At 45.8% G+C, this 14,760-nt stretch carries 15 protein-coding genes; 7 read left to right on the top strand and 8 right to left on the bottom strand.

All coding sequences use genetic code 11. The features are described 5' to 3' along the window. Positions 1-97: 97 nt before the first annotated feature. The 4 genes from A3773_RS02865 to A3773_RS02850 all read right to left on the bottom strand — a co-directional run bounded on the left by A3773_RS02865 (position 98) and on the right by A3773_RS02850 (position 5,440). Positions 98-1,432, bottom strand: a complete 1,335-nt coding sequence (locus A3773_RS02865; RefSeq protein ID WP_067982900.1) for an MATE family efflux transporter — start codon at positions 1,430-1,432, stop codon at positions 98-100. A gap of 122 nt (positions 1,433-1,554) precedes the next feature. Then, a complete protein-coding gene (locus A3773_RS02860) occupies positions 1,555-2,673 on the bottom strand; it encodes an ABC transporter ATP-binding protein (RefSeq protein ID WP_067983540.1) in 1,119 nt (372 codons plus the stop codon). A gap of 5 nt (positions 2,674-2,678) precedes the next feature. Then, the gene (locus A3773_RS02855; protein ID WP_067982898.1) at positions 2,679-4,334 is read right to left on the bottom strand and encodes an ABC transporter permease; all 1,656 of its coding nucleotides are present in this window, start codon (positions 4,332-4,334) and stop codon (positions 2,679-2,681) included. A 101-nt stretch (positions 4,335-4,435) separates the two neighbouring features. Beyond that, on the bottom strand, positions 4,436-5,440 hold the full coding sequence (locus A3773_RS02850) for a Fe(3+) ABC transporter substrate-binding protein (RefSeq protein ID WP_067983538.1): 1,005 nt from the start codon (positions 5,438-5,440) through the stop codon (positions 4,436-4,438). Positions 5,441-5,679: 239 nt separating this feature from the next. On the opposite strand from A3773_RS02850, the gene A3773_RS02845 reads away from it, so the two are divergent. Further along, entirely contained in the window at positions 5,680-6,390 is a 711-nt protein-coding gene (locus tag A3773_RS02845; RefSeq protein WP_067982893.1) for a 16S rRNA (uracil(1498)-N(3))-methyltransferase, read from the top strand. Here A3773_RS02845 and ampD read toward each other — a convergent pair. Next, positions 6,364-6,945 (bottom strand): 1,6-anhydro-N-acetylmuramyl-L-alanine amidase AmpD, encoded by a 582-nt coding sequence (gene ampD / locus A3773_RS02840; protein ID WP_067983537.1) that lies wholly within the window; start codon positions 6,943-6,945, stop codon positions 6,364-6,366. The two genes, A3773_RS02845 and ampD, sit on opposite strands and share 27 nt — an antisense overlap. Positions 6,946-7,059: 114 nt before the next feature. On the opposite strand from ampD, the gene nadC reads away from it, so the two are divergent. Beyond that, positions 7,060-7,905: a carboxylating nicotinate-nucleotide diphosphorylase gene (gene nadC / locus A3773_RS02835; protein ID WP_067982890.1), complete on the top strand. Its 846-nt coding sequence runs from the start codon at positions 7,060-7,062 to the stop codon at positions 7,903-7,905. A gap of 83 nt (positions 7,906-7,988) precedes the next feature. On the opposite strand, the gene A3773_RS02830 is transcribed toward nadC, so the two are convergent. Next, positions 7,989-8,339 carry a hypothetical protein gene (locus tag A3773_RS02830; RefSeq protein WP_067982889.1) on the bottom strand — a complete coding sequence of 117 codons (351 nt, stop codon included), beginning with the start codon at positions 8,337-8,339 and terminating at the stop codon, positions 7,989-7,991. A gap of 98 nt (positions 8,340-8,437) precedes the next feature. Further along, positions 8,438-8,884 carry a pilin gene (locus tag A3773_RS02825; protein WP_269454471.1) on the bottom strand — a complete coding sequence of 149 codons (447 nt, stop codon included), beginning with the start codon at positions 8,882-8,884 and terminating at the stop codon, positions 8,438-8,440. Between the two features lie 175 nt (positions 8,885-9,059). On the opposite strand from A3773_RS02825, the gene pilB reads away from it, so the two are divergent. The 5 genes from pilB (at position 9,060) to yacG (ending at position 13,788) form a co-directional block, all read left to right on the top strand. Beyond that, the gene (gene pilB, locus A3773_RS02820) at positions 9,060-10,793 is read left to right on the top strand and encodes a type IV-A pilus assembly ATPase PilB (RefSeq protein ID WP_067982883.1); all 1,734 of its coding nucleotides are present in this window, start codon (positions 9,060-9,062) and stop codon (positions 10,791-10,793) included. A gap of 18 nt (positions 10,794-10,811) precedes the next feature. Beyond that, a complete protein-coding gene (locus A3773_RS02815) occupies positions 10,812-12,032 on the top strand; it encodes a type II secretion system F family protein (RefSeq protein ID WP_067982881.1) in 1,221 nt (406 codons plus the stop codon). 66 nt (positions 12,033-12,098) lie between these two features. After that, positions 12,099-12,947 carry a prepilin peptidase gene (locus tag A3773_RS02810; protein ID WP_067982879.1) on the top strand — a complete coding sequence of 283 codons (849 nt, stop codon included), beginning with the start codon at positions 12,099-12,101 and terminating at the stop codon, positions 12,945-12,947. Then, positions 12,948-13,559, top strand: a complete 612-nt coding sequence (gene coaE / locus A3773_RS02805) for a dephospho-CoA kinase (RefSeq protein WP_067982877.1) — start codon at positions 12,948-12,950, stop codon at positions 13,557-13,559. Further along, complete coding sequence (yacG, locus tag A3773_RS02800; RefSeq protein ID WP_067982874.1) at positions 13,552-13,788, top strand: DNA gyrase inhibitor YacG; 237 nt, start codon at positions 13,552-13,554, stop codon at positions 13,786-13,788. Before coaE ends, yacG begins: the two co-directional genes overlap by 8 nt. Here yacG and A3773_RS02795 read toward each other — a convergent pair. Further along, positions 13,757-14,710, bottom strand: a complete 954-nt coding sequence (locus tag A3773_RS02795) for a Nudix family hydrolase (RefSeq protein ID WP_067982871.1) — start codon at positions 14,708-14,710, stop codon at positions 13,757-13,759. The two genes, yacG and A3773_RS02795, sit on opposite strands and share 32 nt — an antisense overlap. Between the last annotated feature and the right edge of the window lie 50 nt (positions 14,711-14,760).

Genomic DNA, 14,760 nt, shown 5'->3' with positions numbered 1-14,760 from the left:
AGTATGACTTTGGTGGAAGAAAGTTAGCCTACTCCACGTCTATTAACAATGAGTTACATCATATAGTGGACAGATAAAAACGTACGCGGTCGCAACATTAAGAAGCCCGAAGGTGGGCACTCATCGACAGCCAAGCAAGCACAGCAACACAAAGATTAGAAACAACCAAAGCGATAAACATTCCCTGTAAACCAAACAGTTGAGAACCCAACCAAGCAAATGGCACAGTAAACAAAAACAATCGAGCGAGGCTTATTTTCATTGCCATAAATGGTTTGTGCAGCGCATTAAAACTAGACGCGGTAAGAAAGGTAATCGCCTGAAAAGCGAAGCCAAACGGGACAATAAAAATCCATAAAACAATTAAAGATTGAACCGTATTATTCCCACTAAAAAGGGTTGCAACATCTTCAGCCACAAATATAAGAAGAATAAACACTAAAAACTGCCAAAATAATGAAAATCCTATCACCATACGGTAAGCAGATCGCACCCGCTCAACATGCCCAGCCCCTATATTTTGACTAATAAACGGTGGTAATGTCATCGACAACGCCAAACAAACCAGCAAAGCTAACGACTCAATACGGTTCCCGACCCCAAAAGCTGCGACGGCTTCGGGACCATGATGCGCCACAACATAAGTTAAAACGGCCTGAGCAACAGGGGTCATCATATTGGATAACGATGCGGGCAAGGCTATCTTCATCACAGCGTACGCATGCCTTTTCCACCGGCTAAAAACAAAAGGCTGCAACACTAAAAGGCGCTTGTGAACAAAGAGCAGATAAAGGGCCACACAGGTAGTTAAACTCCAAGCGATCACGCTGGCAATCGCCGCACCTTGAATCCCCATGCCCTCAATGGGGCCTACACCAAAAATAAACAGAGGGTCCAATATGAAGTTCAGCAATGATGATCCCGCCATCATTAACGCCGGGGTTTTAGTATCACCCGTAGCCCGCATACAGGCATTACACACCATATTGATAACAAGAAAAACAGACCCTATGAGCCATACCCTCATGTAGGCCTGGATAAAGGGCATCAATGCATCCCGCGCACCCATGGCATAAAACACGGGATCGATCAGTAATTGCAATAAACCACTAATTACAACGACCATGACAGCGATCGCAAGTAGATTGTCCGTCGCCAGTGACTGCGCTTCATCACTTTCGCCCCGCCCCAATAATCTCGCTAATATAGCTGACGTACCAATACCGAGGCCGATTGCTAAACTAATCACCATAAAACAAACAGGAAAGGTAAAGCCTAACGCAGCTAAGGCATCAGTGCCTAAACGGCTGACAAAGTAGAGGTCCGCAAGATTAAACAGCATCAAACTAACAATCCCAAGCATCATGGGAGTTGTCATTTTGACTAAGGTTTTTTGAATATCATCTTCAAGCAGATTGATGCGGATGGACATACATCACCAAAGGAATAAAGTAGCGCTCAATCCTACGCTATCACTCCCAATAACTGAACGCCCTTTTGTCGAACATTATGTTGTCAATACTCTGTTCAGAGCTTCCCGCACACAGCGGATACTTAGCGTGCAATCGCTTGGGTTTGCACCACTTCCGATTCCTGCAAATCACATAGGCCCGTTTCAGGATCGCAAATAGGCAAAACCACTAAATGGTCCAACTCAATACTAATACCTAAATCTTCACCTACATCATGGTCATGGTGACAAGCGGTAATACAAGGTAAGACTTCGCCATTATCAAGCTGAACATGATAGAGGTAATGGGACCCTCTGAACCATTTACTCACAATTCGACCGGTTAAGGGACTCTCTTCACAATGCTGAATATCATCAGGACGAATCAATAGCTCAACTGGCGTGCCTGGCGCATAACCTAAAGGCTCATCTCCGACTAAACAGCCTAAGACAGAATCAACCGAGTATTCATCTTTAATGGAGGCCTGCAGAAATTCACCTAACCCGATGAAATCCGCCACAAAACGCGTTTTAGGTTCATGATATATATTAAATGCTGTGCCACACTGCTGAATCCGACCATTTTGCATCACCGCAATTTTATCGGCCATCGCAAACGCCTCCATCTGGTCATGGGTCACCAGAATCGCACTCATCTGTTCTTTTCTTAATATGTCCCGTATTTCGGGTACCAACGTTTCTCGTAAATTCGCATCCAGCCCTGAAAACGGCTCATCAAGTAATAAAAGGTCAGGCTTAGGTGCCATTGCCCGCGCTAAGGCAACACGCTGCTGCTGCCCACCGGACAGAGAATGGGGATAACGGTCAGCAATATCAGGAAGCCCTATTAACGTCAATAACTCCTGAACTCTACGTTTTTGATCTGACTTTGACCATTTTTTAATGCCAAACACAATGTTCTCAGAGATACTCAAGTGCGGAAAGAGTGCGATATCCTGAAACACCATGCCAATCTTTCTTTGCTCCGTTGGCACTGTATCTTGTGGATTAGACAGCAGCTGACCACGCATAGAGATATGGCCCGACTTAACCGGCTCAAACCCTGCAATAGCACGCAACAAGGTGGATTTACCGCAACCACTCGGCCCTAGCAAACAACCAATTTCACCTTTATCCAGCAATAAAGACGCATTATGTACAATATCGTCCTCACCATAAGCAAGGGTGACATTCTCTACATTCAGATGTTTTGCTCTATTCATCTCAATCAACTTCCAGCCCGTCCTTTCGCGATAGAACGACTCAATAAAATCACAGGTATCAATCCAACAACCACAATCAGTAATGATGAGGGGGCTGCATCAATCAAACGTTCGTCAGATGCCAGCTCAAACGCCCTGACTGCTAACGTATTAAAATTAAAAGGTCTTAAAATTAAGGTGGCCGGCAGCTCTTTCAGCACGTCAACAAACACAATCAGCAGCGCGGTTAATACTGAGCTTTTCATTAAGGGGACATGTATCTGTTTTAAAACTTGTAGAGGAGTACACCCTAGTGTGCGTGCAGCACCATCGATACTTGGTTTAATCTTACCTAAACCGCTCTGAACAGCCCCCAGCGATACAGCTAAAAACCGTACTGTATATGCAAACAACAGTGCTGCTAAGGTTCCCGACAGAACCAATCCCACATCAGCATCAAACCATTTTTTGGCCGCGTCTATTAACTGATGATCCAACCACGCGAAGGGAATGATCACCCCAATCGCAATAATAGTTCCAGGCAAAGCATAGCCCATACCCGCTGTAGCGACGGAAAACTGCACCACTTTTTTAGGGTTCAAACGGCCCGCATAGGCCAATATAAGCGCAAAACCTACCGCAATAATAGCGGCTAAAAACGCAAGATAGAACGAGTTCCACGCCAACTGAAAAAACGAACCATCAGACAGGTCTGCTTGAGTTAAGCTCCAAAATGCCAACTGACCGGCTGGGATAAGGAAACCAAATAAAATCGGCAGAAAACAGATAAAAAAGGCCACAACCGCTTTCCAACCCGAAAGCGGTATCAACTTAGCTTTAGCTTTAAATTCCGCAGTAGAGTGGTAACGTGATTTACGTCTAGAGTACTTTTCAACAAGCACCAGCAAAGCGACAAAACTTAAAAGACACACCGCTAACTGAGCCGCCGCAACCGCATCACCAAAGCCATAAAATGTTCGAAAAATACCGGTCGTGAAGGTATTAACACCAAAATACTGCACGGTGCCGTAATCGGCTAACGTTTCCATTAATGCTAACGTTAAGCCCGCAATAATTGCGGGGCGAGCAAGCGGTAGGGCTAGTTGAAACAAGCCTTGCCACTGGTTATACCCCAGCGTTCGACTCACCTCTAGCGTACTGGCCGACTGCTCTAAAAACGCAGCACGACTGAGTAGATAAACATAAGGGTAAAGCACAAGCGCCAACATTAAGATGGCACCCATTAATGAACGAATATCAAAAAACCAATACTCACCATACCCAAGCCCCGTTACTTGACGAATCGTGGTTTGAACTGGGCCGGCAAAATCTAACAATCCAGTATAAGTGTAAGCAATAATATAAGCGGGCACCGCAAGCGGTAAAAGGAGTGCCCACGCAAAAATTTTACGTCCTGGAAAGTCACAAACACTGGTCAACCATGCCGTTGGAATCCCAAGTAACAGGACCCCAAAGCCGACCCCCAACATCAATAAAATCGAGTTACTGACATAATCAAACAACACCGTATTGTACAGGTGCGTAAAAACTTCAGCGGAACCACTAAAGACAAAACCCGCAATCACAAAGATAGGCAGGGCCAGTAACAGGGCGATAACAAATGAGCTAGATGTCAGCCAGTTTACGCGATAAGAGGATTTTGATGAGATCACTACAAGCATCTATCCAGTTCAGAAAAACAGAAAACGCCCGCATGAGTATCTGCAGGCGTTAGACGCATAATTCTAACACTTATTAGACTATGAAAGGTTAGAAATTAGGCTTACTTCCAGCCAGCTCTATCCATTAACTCGACAGCCGCACGGTTATTAGTACCTAATTTACTAAGCTCAATATCATCGGCTTTAAACTCACCTAGACCTTTCAATACAGGTGATATCTCAACATTTTTTACCACTGGGTACTCATTATTTTCAGCACCATACCAAGTTTGAGACTCATCCGACGCCATAAATTCCATCAATTTTAGTGCACTCTCAACATTAGATGCATATTTAGTGACACCCACACCGCTCACGTTCACATGTGCACCACGACCCTCTTGGTTCAACCATGCCGTGCCTAATTTGGCAGCAACTTCGTTATCACTCTCTTTTTTGCTGTGGATCAAGCGTGCGTAATAGTAAGTATTAGCAATCGCTATATCACAAACACCGGCTGCAGCAGCACGTAGCTGATCGGTATCACCACCCGCTGGCGGTTTTGCAAAGTTAGCTACAAGCCCTTTCGCCCAAGCTTCTGTTGCTTCAACTCCATTTGCATCAATCATGGATGCTACAAGCGATTGATTATAAATATTACTGGATGAACGAATACAGATACGCCCTTTCCATTTAGGATCAGCAAGGTCTTCGTAAGTGGTTAGCTCAGCAGGATCAACTTTACCTTTAACATAAAAAACCGTGCGCGCACGCTGGGACATACCATACCAGTAGCCATCAACATCTTTCAGGTGTGCCGGTATTAATTTATCTAAGGTTTCACTTGTCGCCACTTGCAGCACACCCGCCGCTTTAGCTCTATGTAAACGTCCCGCATCCACTGTCACAAAAAGGTCCGCTGGGGTTGCGTTCCCTTCAACCTGTAACCGTTTTAACAGCGCATCCGCTTTACCCGTAACAAGATTAACCGTGATACCCGTTTCTTCAGTAAAGCGGTCAAATAAAGGCTTAATCAGCGCCTCTTTACGTGCAGAATAAACATTAACAAGGTTATCATCAGCGGATACAGATAAAGGCAACAACCCTGTAGCAAAAACAGCAGCCATAGCCATTGTAGAAACAACGTGTGTGAATTTCACGGTAAACCCCTTACAAGAACAAAACGTAGAGAGAAGCTTTAAATTAAGTGGGCTAAAATTACCACAACACAAAAGATAATGCTACCGATAAACATTCTCATTTAGATTAAAAGCATTAATTATTGATCTAGATTAGTAGTCGCATCTATTAATATTGCTCGATAAACTAACCACCCCTAACGACCTAGACGCCTATAGCAAAACATATGAATCTAATACTTCTCACTGAGCATGATTTAATAACAGACGAGCAGGTTCAACTCGACGACAGGCGCTTCCAACATATTCGGATGGTGCATAAACCTGAAGTGGGCGCACACCTCAAGGTTGGTATGCTAAACGGTCTACTAGGTACAGGGCAGGTGTTAGCACTATCCGACACAGCAGTGACACTACAGGTTTCTTTCCATAAAACACCGCCTCCTCCCCTGCCTTTAACCCTGCTTTTGGCGCTGCCTCGACCTAAAATGCTCAAACGCATCTTGCAAACCGTAGCCGCTATGGGCGTTAAAGAACTCTACCTTATCAACAGCTATCGGGTTGATAAAAGCTATTGGGGAAGCCCTGTTTTAGAAAAACAGATTATGGAACAGTTATTACTTGGACTAGAGCAAGCAGGTGATTCAATCATGCCCCAAGTACATTTACGAAAACGCTTTAAACCGTTTGTCGAAGATGAGCTCCCCCATTTAGTGGAAGGCACAAGAGCACTCATTGCGCACCCCTATCATGCTGCCCCCTGCCCACCCGCCGAAACAACACAAACCACACTCGCCATAGGGCCCGAAGGCGGTTTTATACCGTATGAGGTTGAAAAATTAAATGAAGCGGGATTCCAGTCGGTCCATATCGGCGAGCGGATTCTACGAGTAGAAAATGCCGTTCCTGCGCTACTGTCGCGCCTTTTCCCTGTCTAACTGCCGAGCGTTGAGCACGCTATAAAAATATTCCCAATCAAATGCAGGCCCAGGATCCGTTTTCCTACCAGGTGCAATATCTGAGTGGCCAACTATTCGCTCATTCGTAATGGCCGGAAATTCAGCTTGTATAGCGATAGTCAACTCAACTAACTGTGCATATTGTTCCGGGGTATAGGGCTCAACATCCGTGCCTTCAAGTTCAATACCGATGGAAAAATCATTACAGTTAGGCACACCTTGATAACAAGACACGCCCGCATGCCACGCCCGCTTATGTAAAGGCACAAACTGAACAACCCGTCCGGTACGCTCAATCAGTAGATGTGCAGAGACCTGCAAATCTTTAATCTCTTGAAAAAACGGATCATCATTGATGGGTAGTTGATTAGTAAAAAATTGTTCAACATAACCTCCACCGTACTGTCCCGGCGGCAAACTAATATTGTGAACCACTAACAGCGAAACAATCGCGGCTTCAGGCCTCTCGTTAAAATTGGGTGACAACAGGGTATCTACACCGAGCAACCCGTCATTTTCGTTTTTTACAACCATCATCCCCTATCCGCTATTACTTAGATTCGTTAGAATTAGCGACCGATTAACTATCACTAATCAATAATAACAGAGGCTAGCCCTCTTTGACCCCATTCTCATCAGGAACTTACTATGTTGAATCGTGCCGATATCCAGCACCTTATTCCAGACGCCGTCACTTACGCACTCCGTGAAGATATTGGTAACGGGGACATTACGGCCCAACTTATTCCTGAGGAACAGACCGCTACCGCCCGCATCATTAGCCGACAAGACGCTGTGATCTGTGGTGTCGATTGGGTTAATGAAGTGTTCAAACAGGTTGACCCTAAGCTAACGCTTGAATGGCAAGTCGATGATGGTGATGTAGTACAGCGGGATCAGGTATTGTTTTATGCTAAAGGCGCCGCTCGCAACCTGCTAACAGCCGAACGCGCCGCTTTAAACTTTTTACAAACACTCTCTGGCACCGCAACCATCAGTAAATTTTATGCGGATAAAGTAACAGGGACCCACGTAAAATTATTGGATACACGTAAAACCCTACCAGGGCTTCGTTTTGCGCAGAAATATGCCGTCACCTGTGGCGGCTGCTTTAATCACCGCATCGGCCTTTTTGATGCCTTCCTGATTAAAGAGAACCATATTATGGCTTGCGGCGGTATTAAAGAAGCCATACAAACCGCACGCAATAATGAGCCAGAAAAACCCGTGGAAGTCGAAGTAGAAAGTATGGAAGAGCTGAAGCAAGCCTTAGAGGCCGGCGCAGATATTATTATGCTTGATAACTTTTCACTTGATGAGATGCGCGCATCCGTAGCACTAACCCAAGGCGCAGCCAAACTAGAAGCATCCGGTAATATTACCGATAAGACCTTGCGTCCCATCGCAGAAACCGGTGTCGATTATATCTCTATCGGCGCATTAACTAAGCATTGCCAAGCGGTTGATTTATCTATGCGTTTAATTGACAACTAAATAGCGGCATTTACCCACAAAAAAAGGCTCAACGGAATACGTTAGCCTTTTAAAATCCAACACGTACTAAAGATACCATCGCGTTAATAGACTGACTTACATGCATCAGATGCGAGTTTTTTCCACTCATCTTCTTTTTGAATTTTAACTACATCGTAGACTTCGACAGACACGGAGCTTATCCCCTTAGAGGCTAAGACTTTACACGCTTTATCCGCTGCCTGGTGAGGATTTGTCTGCCCAGCCAACACACCAATCGCCAACACAGAATCATCATGCCACCAAACAGGACGCGCAGGAAATTCGTCTAATTCAAGTAACTTATTCTCGACAGCACTTTTTATTTGCGGCGACAAAGGCTCCGTAGAGTTTGCAATATACCAAGTCACCCCAACACAAGCGGCAATCAAAATAATTATTATAGTTCGTTTCATTTACAGCATTTCTACTTATCAATAGATTAAATACAAAAAAAAGACGCAAAAACTTTGCGCCTTTTTTCTTGATACTCTAACTTTACACAATTAAGTAATTAGTCACACAAACCTGCATCATCACAAGTAGATGCGCTACTACTTAAACTCCATTGAACAGCCCCTTGAGTCAATAAACCAACAAGAGCATAAGTTTCACCATTCAGACCATTACCAGTGACGGCAGTCGCAGTAATAGTCGCATCAGATGCTGCTAGACCTGAAATAGCTACAGAAGAAACATACTGACCTACATTTGAGCCTGCAAGCGCTTTTGCCACTGTATTATTTCCAGCATCACATGAACTCATACTACCATTTGTTTGCCCGCAAATCTCGAGAGCTGTTTTCACACCACCTGTTGCATTGATTACTTCTGAGAAGCGTGCTTTAGCAGTGTAAGTTTGATAAGCAGGCAACGCAATCGCCGCCAAGATACCGATGATCGCCACAACGATCATCAATTCGATCAGGGTAAAACCTTGTGCTTTTTTATTCATTTCCATTATTTTATCTCCAGCGAAAAAAATTCCTTGGGATCAACCAAGTCCTTTGATTGTAGCGCATTTTTTATGACGCGCCAGTTACCAAATCAGTTTTATCTTATAAACCTTATAGTGCGCATTTTCAAACTATGATGCAAATGCTATTTTATAGGTATGATATGCGTTAATTCATGGAATGATAGTAAGGGGTTATATTTTGCAGCCGAACCAACCACTTAGCGGACTCGCAAAAAGATTAGTTAACGAAGGGGTTTGCTCCGCTGAAGTGGCTGCTGATGCAGCGATTCAGTGCCGTGAAAAACAACAAACATTTATCGCCTATGTTATTGAGCAACGTTTAGTCAGTGCCTATAGGGCAGCTGCCGCAGCATCGGAAGAGTTCGGCATGCCCTTACTCGACCTCGACGCCATGGACATGTCGACCCTGCCCCAAGGCCTCATTAACGACGCACTCATTAACAAACATCATGCGTTGCCCCTCCAAAAAAGGGATAACCGTCTTTTTGTTGCCATTTCTGATCCGACCAATATCCAAGCCCTAGACGAGTTTAAATTTCAAAGCGGCATCACCACCGAAGCGATCATTGTTGAGGAGGACAAGCTCACTAAAGCCATCGAATCCTTCCTCGACAACCAAGACTCCGCCTTAGATGACTTAGAAGATAGCGACCTTGATAATTTAGAGATCGATGACTCACTCCCTAATGCCGCACAAGAAGAATCAGCCGAAGAAGCAGCAAACGATGCGCCCATTGTGCGCTTTGTAAACAAAATTTTATTAGACTCCATTAAAAACGGCGCGTCCGATATTCATTTTGAACCCTACGAAAAAACTTATCGAATCCGCAGCCGTATAGATGGCATCTTGCAAGAGATCGCAAAGCCGCCATCCAACCTTTCATCACGCCTCTCTGCACGTTTAAAAGTTATGGCCCAGATGGATATCTCTGAACGACGCGTCCCTCAGGACGGTCGAATAAAAATGAAGATATCCAAAACTAGAGCGATCGATTTTCGTGTCAACACCCTACCCACCCTCTGGGGTGAAAAGATCGTACTGCGTATACTTGATCCCAGCAGTGCCAAGATGGGGGTGGAAGCGCTGGGCTTTGCCGACTTCCAAAAGGAGATGTACCTCTCCACCCTGCATCGACCTCAAGGGATGGTATTGGTCACAGGCCCAACCGGTAGTGGTAAAACCGTCAGCCTCTATACTGGCTTAAATATTCTCAACACCGAAGAGCGCAACATATCTACAGCGGAAGACCCTGTAGAGATCAACCTCGAAGGTATTAACCAAGTTCATGTCAGCGCTAAAGTAGGCCTCACCTTTGCCGAAGCGCTACGCGCATTCCTTCGTCAAGACCCTGACGTGGTTATGGTCGGTGAGATCCGAGATTTGGAAACCGCTGAAATCGCCATTAAAGCCGCACAAACCGGCCATATGGTGCTATCCACACTGCATACCAACAGCGCACCTGAAACCCTCACCCGACTTAGAAATATGGGCGTCCCCGCCTTTAACATTGCCACCTCTGTGAGCTTGATTATTGCGCAGCGCTTAGGGCGACGCCTCTGCGAAGGCTGCAAAAAACCCATCACATTACCTGAAGTCACCTTACGTGAAGAGGGCTTCACCGACGAAGAGATAAAGAACATGACGCTCTTCGAAGCGAACCACGAGGGTTGCAATAAGTGTAACAGGGGTTATAAAGGTAGGGTTGGTATCTACGAGATGCTCGCGATGTCGCCTGAGATCGCAGAAGTGATCATGCAAAATGGCAACTCGCTAGATATACTCAAGGTGGCCAACACCCAAGGTTTCCAAAGCTTAAGGCGCTCCGGCCTTAAGAAAGTAGCTGAAGGTATTACCAGCCTTGAAGAGATGAATCGCGTCATTAAGACTTAATAACAGGACACATTTGCTATGGCCAACGAAGCCAAGTTACACACATTTACCTGGCAAGGCAAAGACAAAAGCGGCAATGCCAGCAAAGGGAAGGTTGATGCAACCAATATTGCAATGGCGAAGGCTCAACTACGTAAACAGGGTATTCTCCCCTCAAAAGTAGCCAAAGAGAGAGGCGCCAGCTTTTTTAGCGCGAAAAGCAAGCCGATAAAGCCCGTCGATATCGCCTTTTTTACACGCCAAGTGGCCACCATGCTGAAATCCGGTGTTCCTTTGTTGCAAGGCTTAGATATTACCGCCGGCGGGGTTGAAAAAGACAAGTTGAAAGATATCATTTACGGTATTAAAAACGACGTCAATGGAGGGCTTGATTTTTCCACCGCGTTAACCAAATACCCTGAGCATTTTGATGACCTGTACTGCAGCCTTGTCAGCGCTGGCGAGCAGTCGGGGGCACTAGAACAGATGCTCGATCGTATCGCCACCTATAAAGAGAAGCTTGAAAGCCTAAAAGCTAAGATCAAAAAAGCCCTCACCTACCCCACAGCCGTTATTATTGTTGGTATCGTCGTATCGGCGATCTTGCTGGTCAAGGTGGTTCCTCAATTTCAAAGTGTATTTGACAGTTTTGGTGCCGATCTGCCTGCATTTACCCTCTTCGTTATCCACCTATCGGAGGTTGCCCAAGAGTGGTGGTGGATTGTACTTATAGGCATTGCCTTATTCGGCTATGCCTTTAACAAAGCGAAAACAAAGTCTAAGAAATTTAGAGATGCCGTGGACAAAGCGATGTTAAAAATCCCCGTTATCGGGCAGATTTTACATAATGCCTCTATCGCTCGCTTTTCCCGCACCTTAGCAACAACTTTTTCCGCTGGGGTACCTTTAGTGAATGCTCTTGATTCTGCCGCCGGCGCATCAGGCAACGCACTCTACCGAGATGCCATACTCCAAATAAGAAACGGCGTGTCTACAGGGCAATCATTAAAAGATGCGGTCACGATGACCGGCATCTTCCCCAACATGACCGTGCAGATGATCGCCATTGGTGAAGAAGCGGGCTCCCTAGAAATGATGCTAGAGAAAGTCGCTGATTTCTATGAAGAACTGGTAGATAATGCCGTCGACAACCTGTCTAGCCTATTAGAACCACTAATTATGGCGGTCTTAGGGGTATTAGTCGGTGGTTTGGTTATCGCCATGTACTTGCCTATATTCCAGTTAGGTAATGTGGTGTAGCGAACCTTTATTGCTCACTATTGCATAAACGCTCCCTTATAGAATGAGTCACTAAGAAGATTACTGATGACCCTCCTTTCAATTGAACCCGCGTGGGCAATAGCCTACGCTTTTATTTTATCTCTCTGTGTCGGCAGTTTTTTAAATGTCGTTATTCACCGAATCCCCATCATGATGGAACGTGAATGGCTATCAGAGCACGCTACCGAAAACACAGAGCAACAGGACCGATTCAACCTGTCCACTCCCGCTTCCACCTGCCCCCAATGCGGACACAGGATTCGATGGTATGAAAACATCCCCCTCATCAGTTATCTTTACCTGAGAGCAAAATGCTCATCATGCAGCTTACATATACCCTTCCGCTATCCCTTTATTGAGCTGTTAACCGCCATAAGCGGCGCCGCCATCGTCTACATCTATGGCGTTAATATGACTAGCTTGAGCCTAACACTACTGACCTGGGGCTTAATCTGTCTTATCTTTATCGACATTGACCACCAGCTTTTACCCGACCGTATTACGCTACCATTACTTTGGCTGGGGTTATTATTTAACAGCTTTAATCTATTCACCACTCTGGAAAGTGCAGTATATGGGGCAGTCGCGGGCTATCTAAGCTTATGGAGCGTGTATTGGGTATTTAAGCTTCTTACAGGCAAGGAGGGTATGGGCTATGGTGATTTCAAACTACTGGCAGCCTTAGGCGCTTGGGCCGGCTGGGCCCAACTACCCCTTATTATCTTATTAAGCTCCCTTGTCGGTGCGATCTTAGGTCTTGCGATGATCGCAGCAAAAAAACATGAGCAACAAAACCCGATCCCCTTCGGCCCCTATCTTGCCATCGCAGGCTGGATTGCTCTGATTTGGGGTGACTATATCACCGGCACCTACCTCCAATTTGCAGGCTTATAGATGTTGATTGTCGGCATAACAGGCGGAATCGGCTCTGGAAAAAGCGCAGTCACGCGCGAATTAGAGCAATTGGGTATTGAGGTGGTTGACGCTGATATTGTTGCACGTGATGTTGTTAAACCGGGTGAAAAAGCGCTCGAGGATATAACGGCTCACTTTGGTAACCATCTGCTCACAAGCGCTGGCGACCTAAACCGTGCTGCACTCAGAACGCTAATATTTGATGATCCCGCCGCCCGTAAATGGTTAGAAGAGCGCCTTCATCCGATCATCAGGGAGCGTATAGTTCAGCAATTAAACAACGCACAATCACCCTACGTGGTGCTCGCATCACCCTTACTACTTGAAACAGATCAGCATCAACTCACGGATCATATTGTTGTTGTCGATGTACCTGAAGCGATACAGATCACACGCACAGGTTCACGCGACAGCAACAGCGCAGCGCAAGTAAAAGCAATTATTCAAGCACAAATGCCAAGAGATCAGAAGATAGCAAAAGCAAATACAATCATCGATAATAGCGCGGACTTGGCAACCCTTAAAACCAAGGTGGTTGGCCTACACGCCAAACTACTCACACTCGCTAAACAGGCTCCCAACTGTGACTAAGCCCAAAGTAAAATGCCCAACCTGCCAGAAAAAGCAGGTATGGAACAGTGACAACCCTTTTAGACCTTTTTGCAGCGAGCGCTGTAAATTGATTGACCTTGGCGCTTGGGCCAATGAGGAATATCAAATTCCTGAATCAAAATCCGCCAGCGATTACAGCAGCGCAGAAAATGAAGAACAGGTTGACCGAGACGGTCCTATCCCTTTTGACCCTGAGACCATGCACTAATCCCCGCTATACCTTGCGCTCCACAGCCAATCGCCTGTTCGAGGACGTGCTTATCAAGCCCTCCTAAGGCGTATACCGGTATCGCACACTCATCAACCATCTGCTGGAATATCGGCCACCCTAGCGGTTCAGTCTCTGGATGTGAACCTGTACTAAGTACAGGTGACAGGGTTATAAAATCTATATTTTTAGCAAGCGCCCGATCCAGCTCTGCGCGATTATGGCAGGAAGCACTTAACCAGCGCCCAGAAAACTGATCTCGTCCCTGCAGTTCGGACAACCGAGAGGCACTCAAGTGCAAGGCATCCGCCTGCAGTGCCGTAGCCAGCTCAAGCGAACAGTTCACGATTAGAGGGATTGATGCGGATGCAAGCATGCCATTAATCCGCTGATATGCACGTTCAAACATATCGTCAGACAGGATATGGTTTCTTAACATCACCCCCTGAGCGCCACAAGATAGCGCCTGCTCCACAAAATAAACTAACCCATCAAGCGTGGTAAAATCAGGTGTGATAGCGAGCATTGTCGGTAAAAGACAGGCATTAAGAATCGGCTGATTCGCTGCAGGAAACGAAAAATGATCCATCTCCGCTTTTGCTACCCACTTTATGGGCTGCCCCTCTTTACCCCACGCCTCGCCAGTGAAGCGAGTAACCTCAAACACATCCAACAATACAGATTTATCACTGTAATGATGAGGCACCTTTATGAGCGGTCTAGCCTCCGTCACCTCTATCCCCAGCTCTTCATAAAGCTCTCTCGATAGGGCCGAAAGTGCACTTTCACCTTGCTCCACCTTACCGCCCGGAAACTCCCACAAACCACCTTGATGCTGCGCTTCAGAACGTTTTGCTATTAACACCTCTCCTGAGAGATTTGTAATAACCGCCGCGGCAACATGAATTAATTTACGGCTCATTTATCTGCAACGCCCGTTAAACAACACATAGTCAGTAGCATACAGGCATC

The organism is Neptuniibacter pectenicola (assembly GCF_001597735.1).
GTDB lineage: Bacteria > Pseudomonadota > Gammaproteobacteria > Pseudomonadales > Balneatricaceae > Neptuniibacter > Neptuniibacter pectenicola.
Note: the sequence above shows the minus strand (reverse complement) of the source record. Positions and strands in the feature narration are given on the sequence as shown.

Bases quoted from the DNA above. Each gene is read 5' to 3' on its own strand.
- A3773_RS02865 (WP_067982900.1), bottom strand. From the start codon at position 1,432: ATGTCCATCCGCATCAATCTGCTTGAAGATGATATTCAAAAAACCTTA.
- A3773_RS02860 (WP_067983540.1), bottom strand. From the start codon at position 2,673: ATGAATAGAGCAAAACATCTGAATGTAGAGAATGTCACCCTTGCTTAT.
- A3773_RS02855 (WP_067982898.1), bottom strand. From the start codon at position 4,334: ATGCTTGTAGTGATCTCATCAAAATCCTCTTATCGCGTAAACTGGCTG.
- A3773_RS02850 (WP_067983538.1), bottom strand. From the start codon at position 5,440: ATGGCTGCTGTTTTTGCTACAGGGTTGTTGCCTTTATCTGTATCCGCT.
- A3773_RS02845 (WP_067982893.1), top strand. From the start codon at position 5,680: ATGAATCTAATACTTCTCACTGAGCATGATTTAATAACAGACGAGCAG.
- ampD (WP_067983537.1), bottom strand. From the start codon at position 6,945: ATGGTTGTAAAAAACGAAAATGACGGGTTGCTCGGTGTAGATACCCTG.
- nadC (WP_067982890.1), top strand. From the start codon at position 7,060: ATGTTGAATCGTGCCGATATCCAGCACCTTATTCCAGACGCCGTCACT.
- A3773_RS02830 (WP_067982889.1), bottom strand. From the start codon at position 8,339: ATGAAACGAACTATAATAATTATTTTGATTGCCGCTTGTGTTGGGGTG.
- A3773_RS02825 (WP_269454471.1), bottom strand. From the start codon at position 8,884: ATGGAAATGAATAAAAAAGCACAAGGTTTTACCCTGATCGAATTGATG.
- pilB (WP_067982883.1), top strand. From the start codon at position 9,060: ATGATAGTAAGGGGTTATATTTTGCAGCCGAACCAACCACTTAGCGGA.
- A3773_RS02815 (WP_067982881.1), top strand. From the start codon at position 10,812: ATGGCCAACGAAGCCAAGTTACACACATTTACCTGGCAAGGCAAAGAC.
- A3773_RS02810 (WP_067982879.1), top strand. From the start codon at position 12,099: ATGACCCTCCTTTCAATTGAACCCGCGTGGGCAATAGCCTACGCTTTT.
- coaE (WP_067982877.1), top strand. From the start codon at position 12,948: ATGTTGATTGTCGGCATAACAGGCGGAATCGGCTCTGGAAAAAGCGCA.
- A3773_RS02795 (WP_067982871.1), bottom strand. From the start codon at position 14,710: ATGAGCCGTAAATTAATTCATGTTGCCGCGGCGGTTATTACAAATCTC.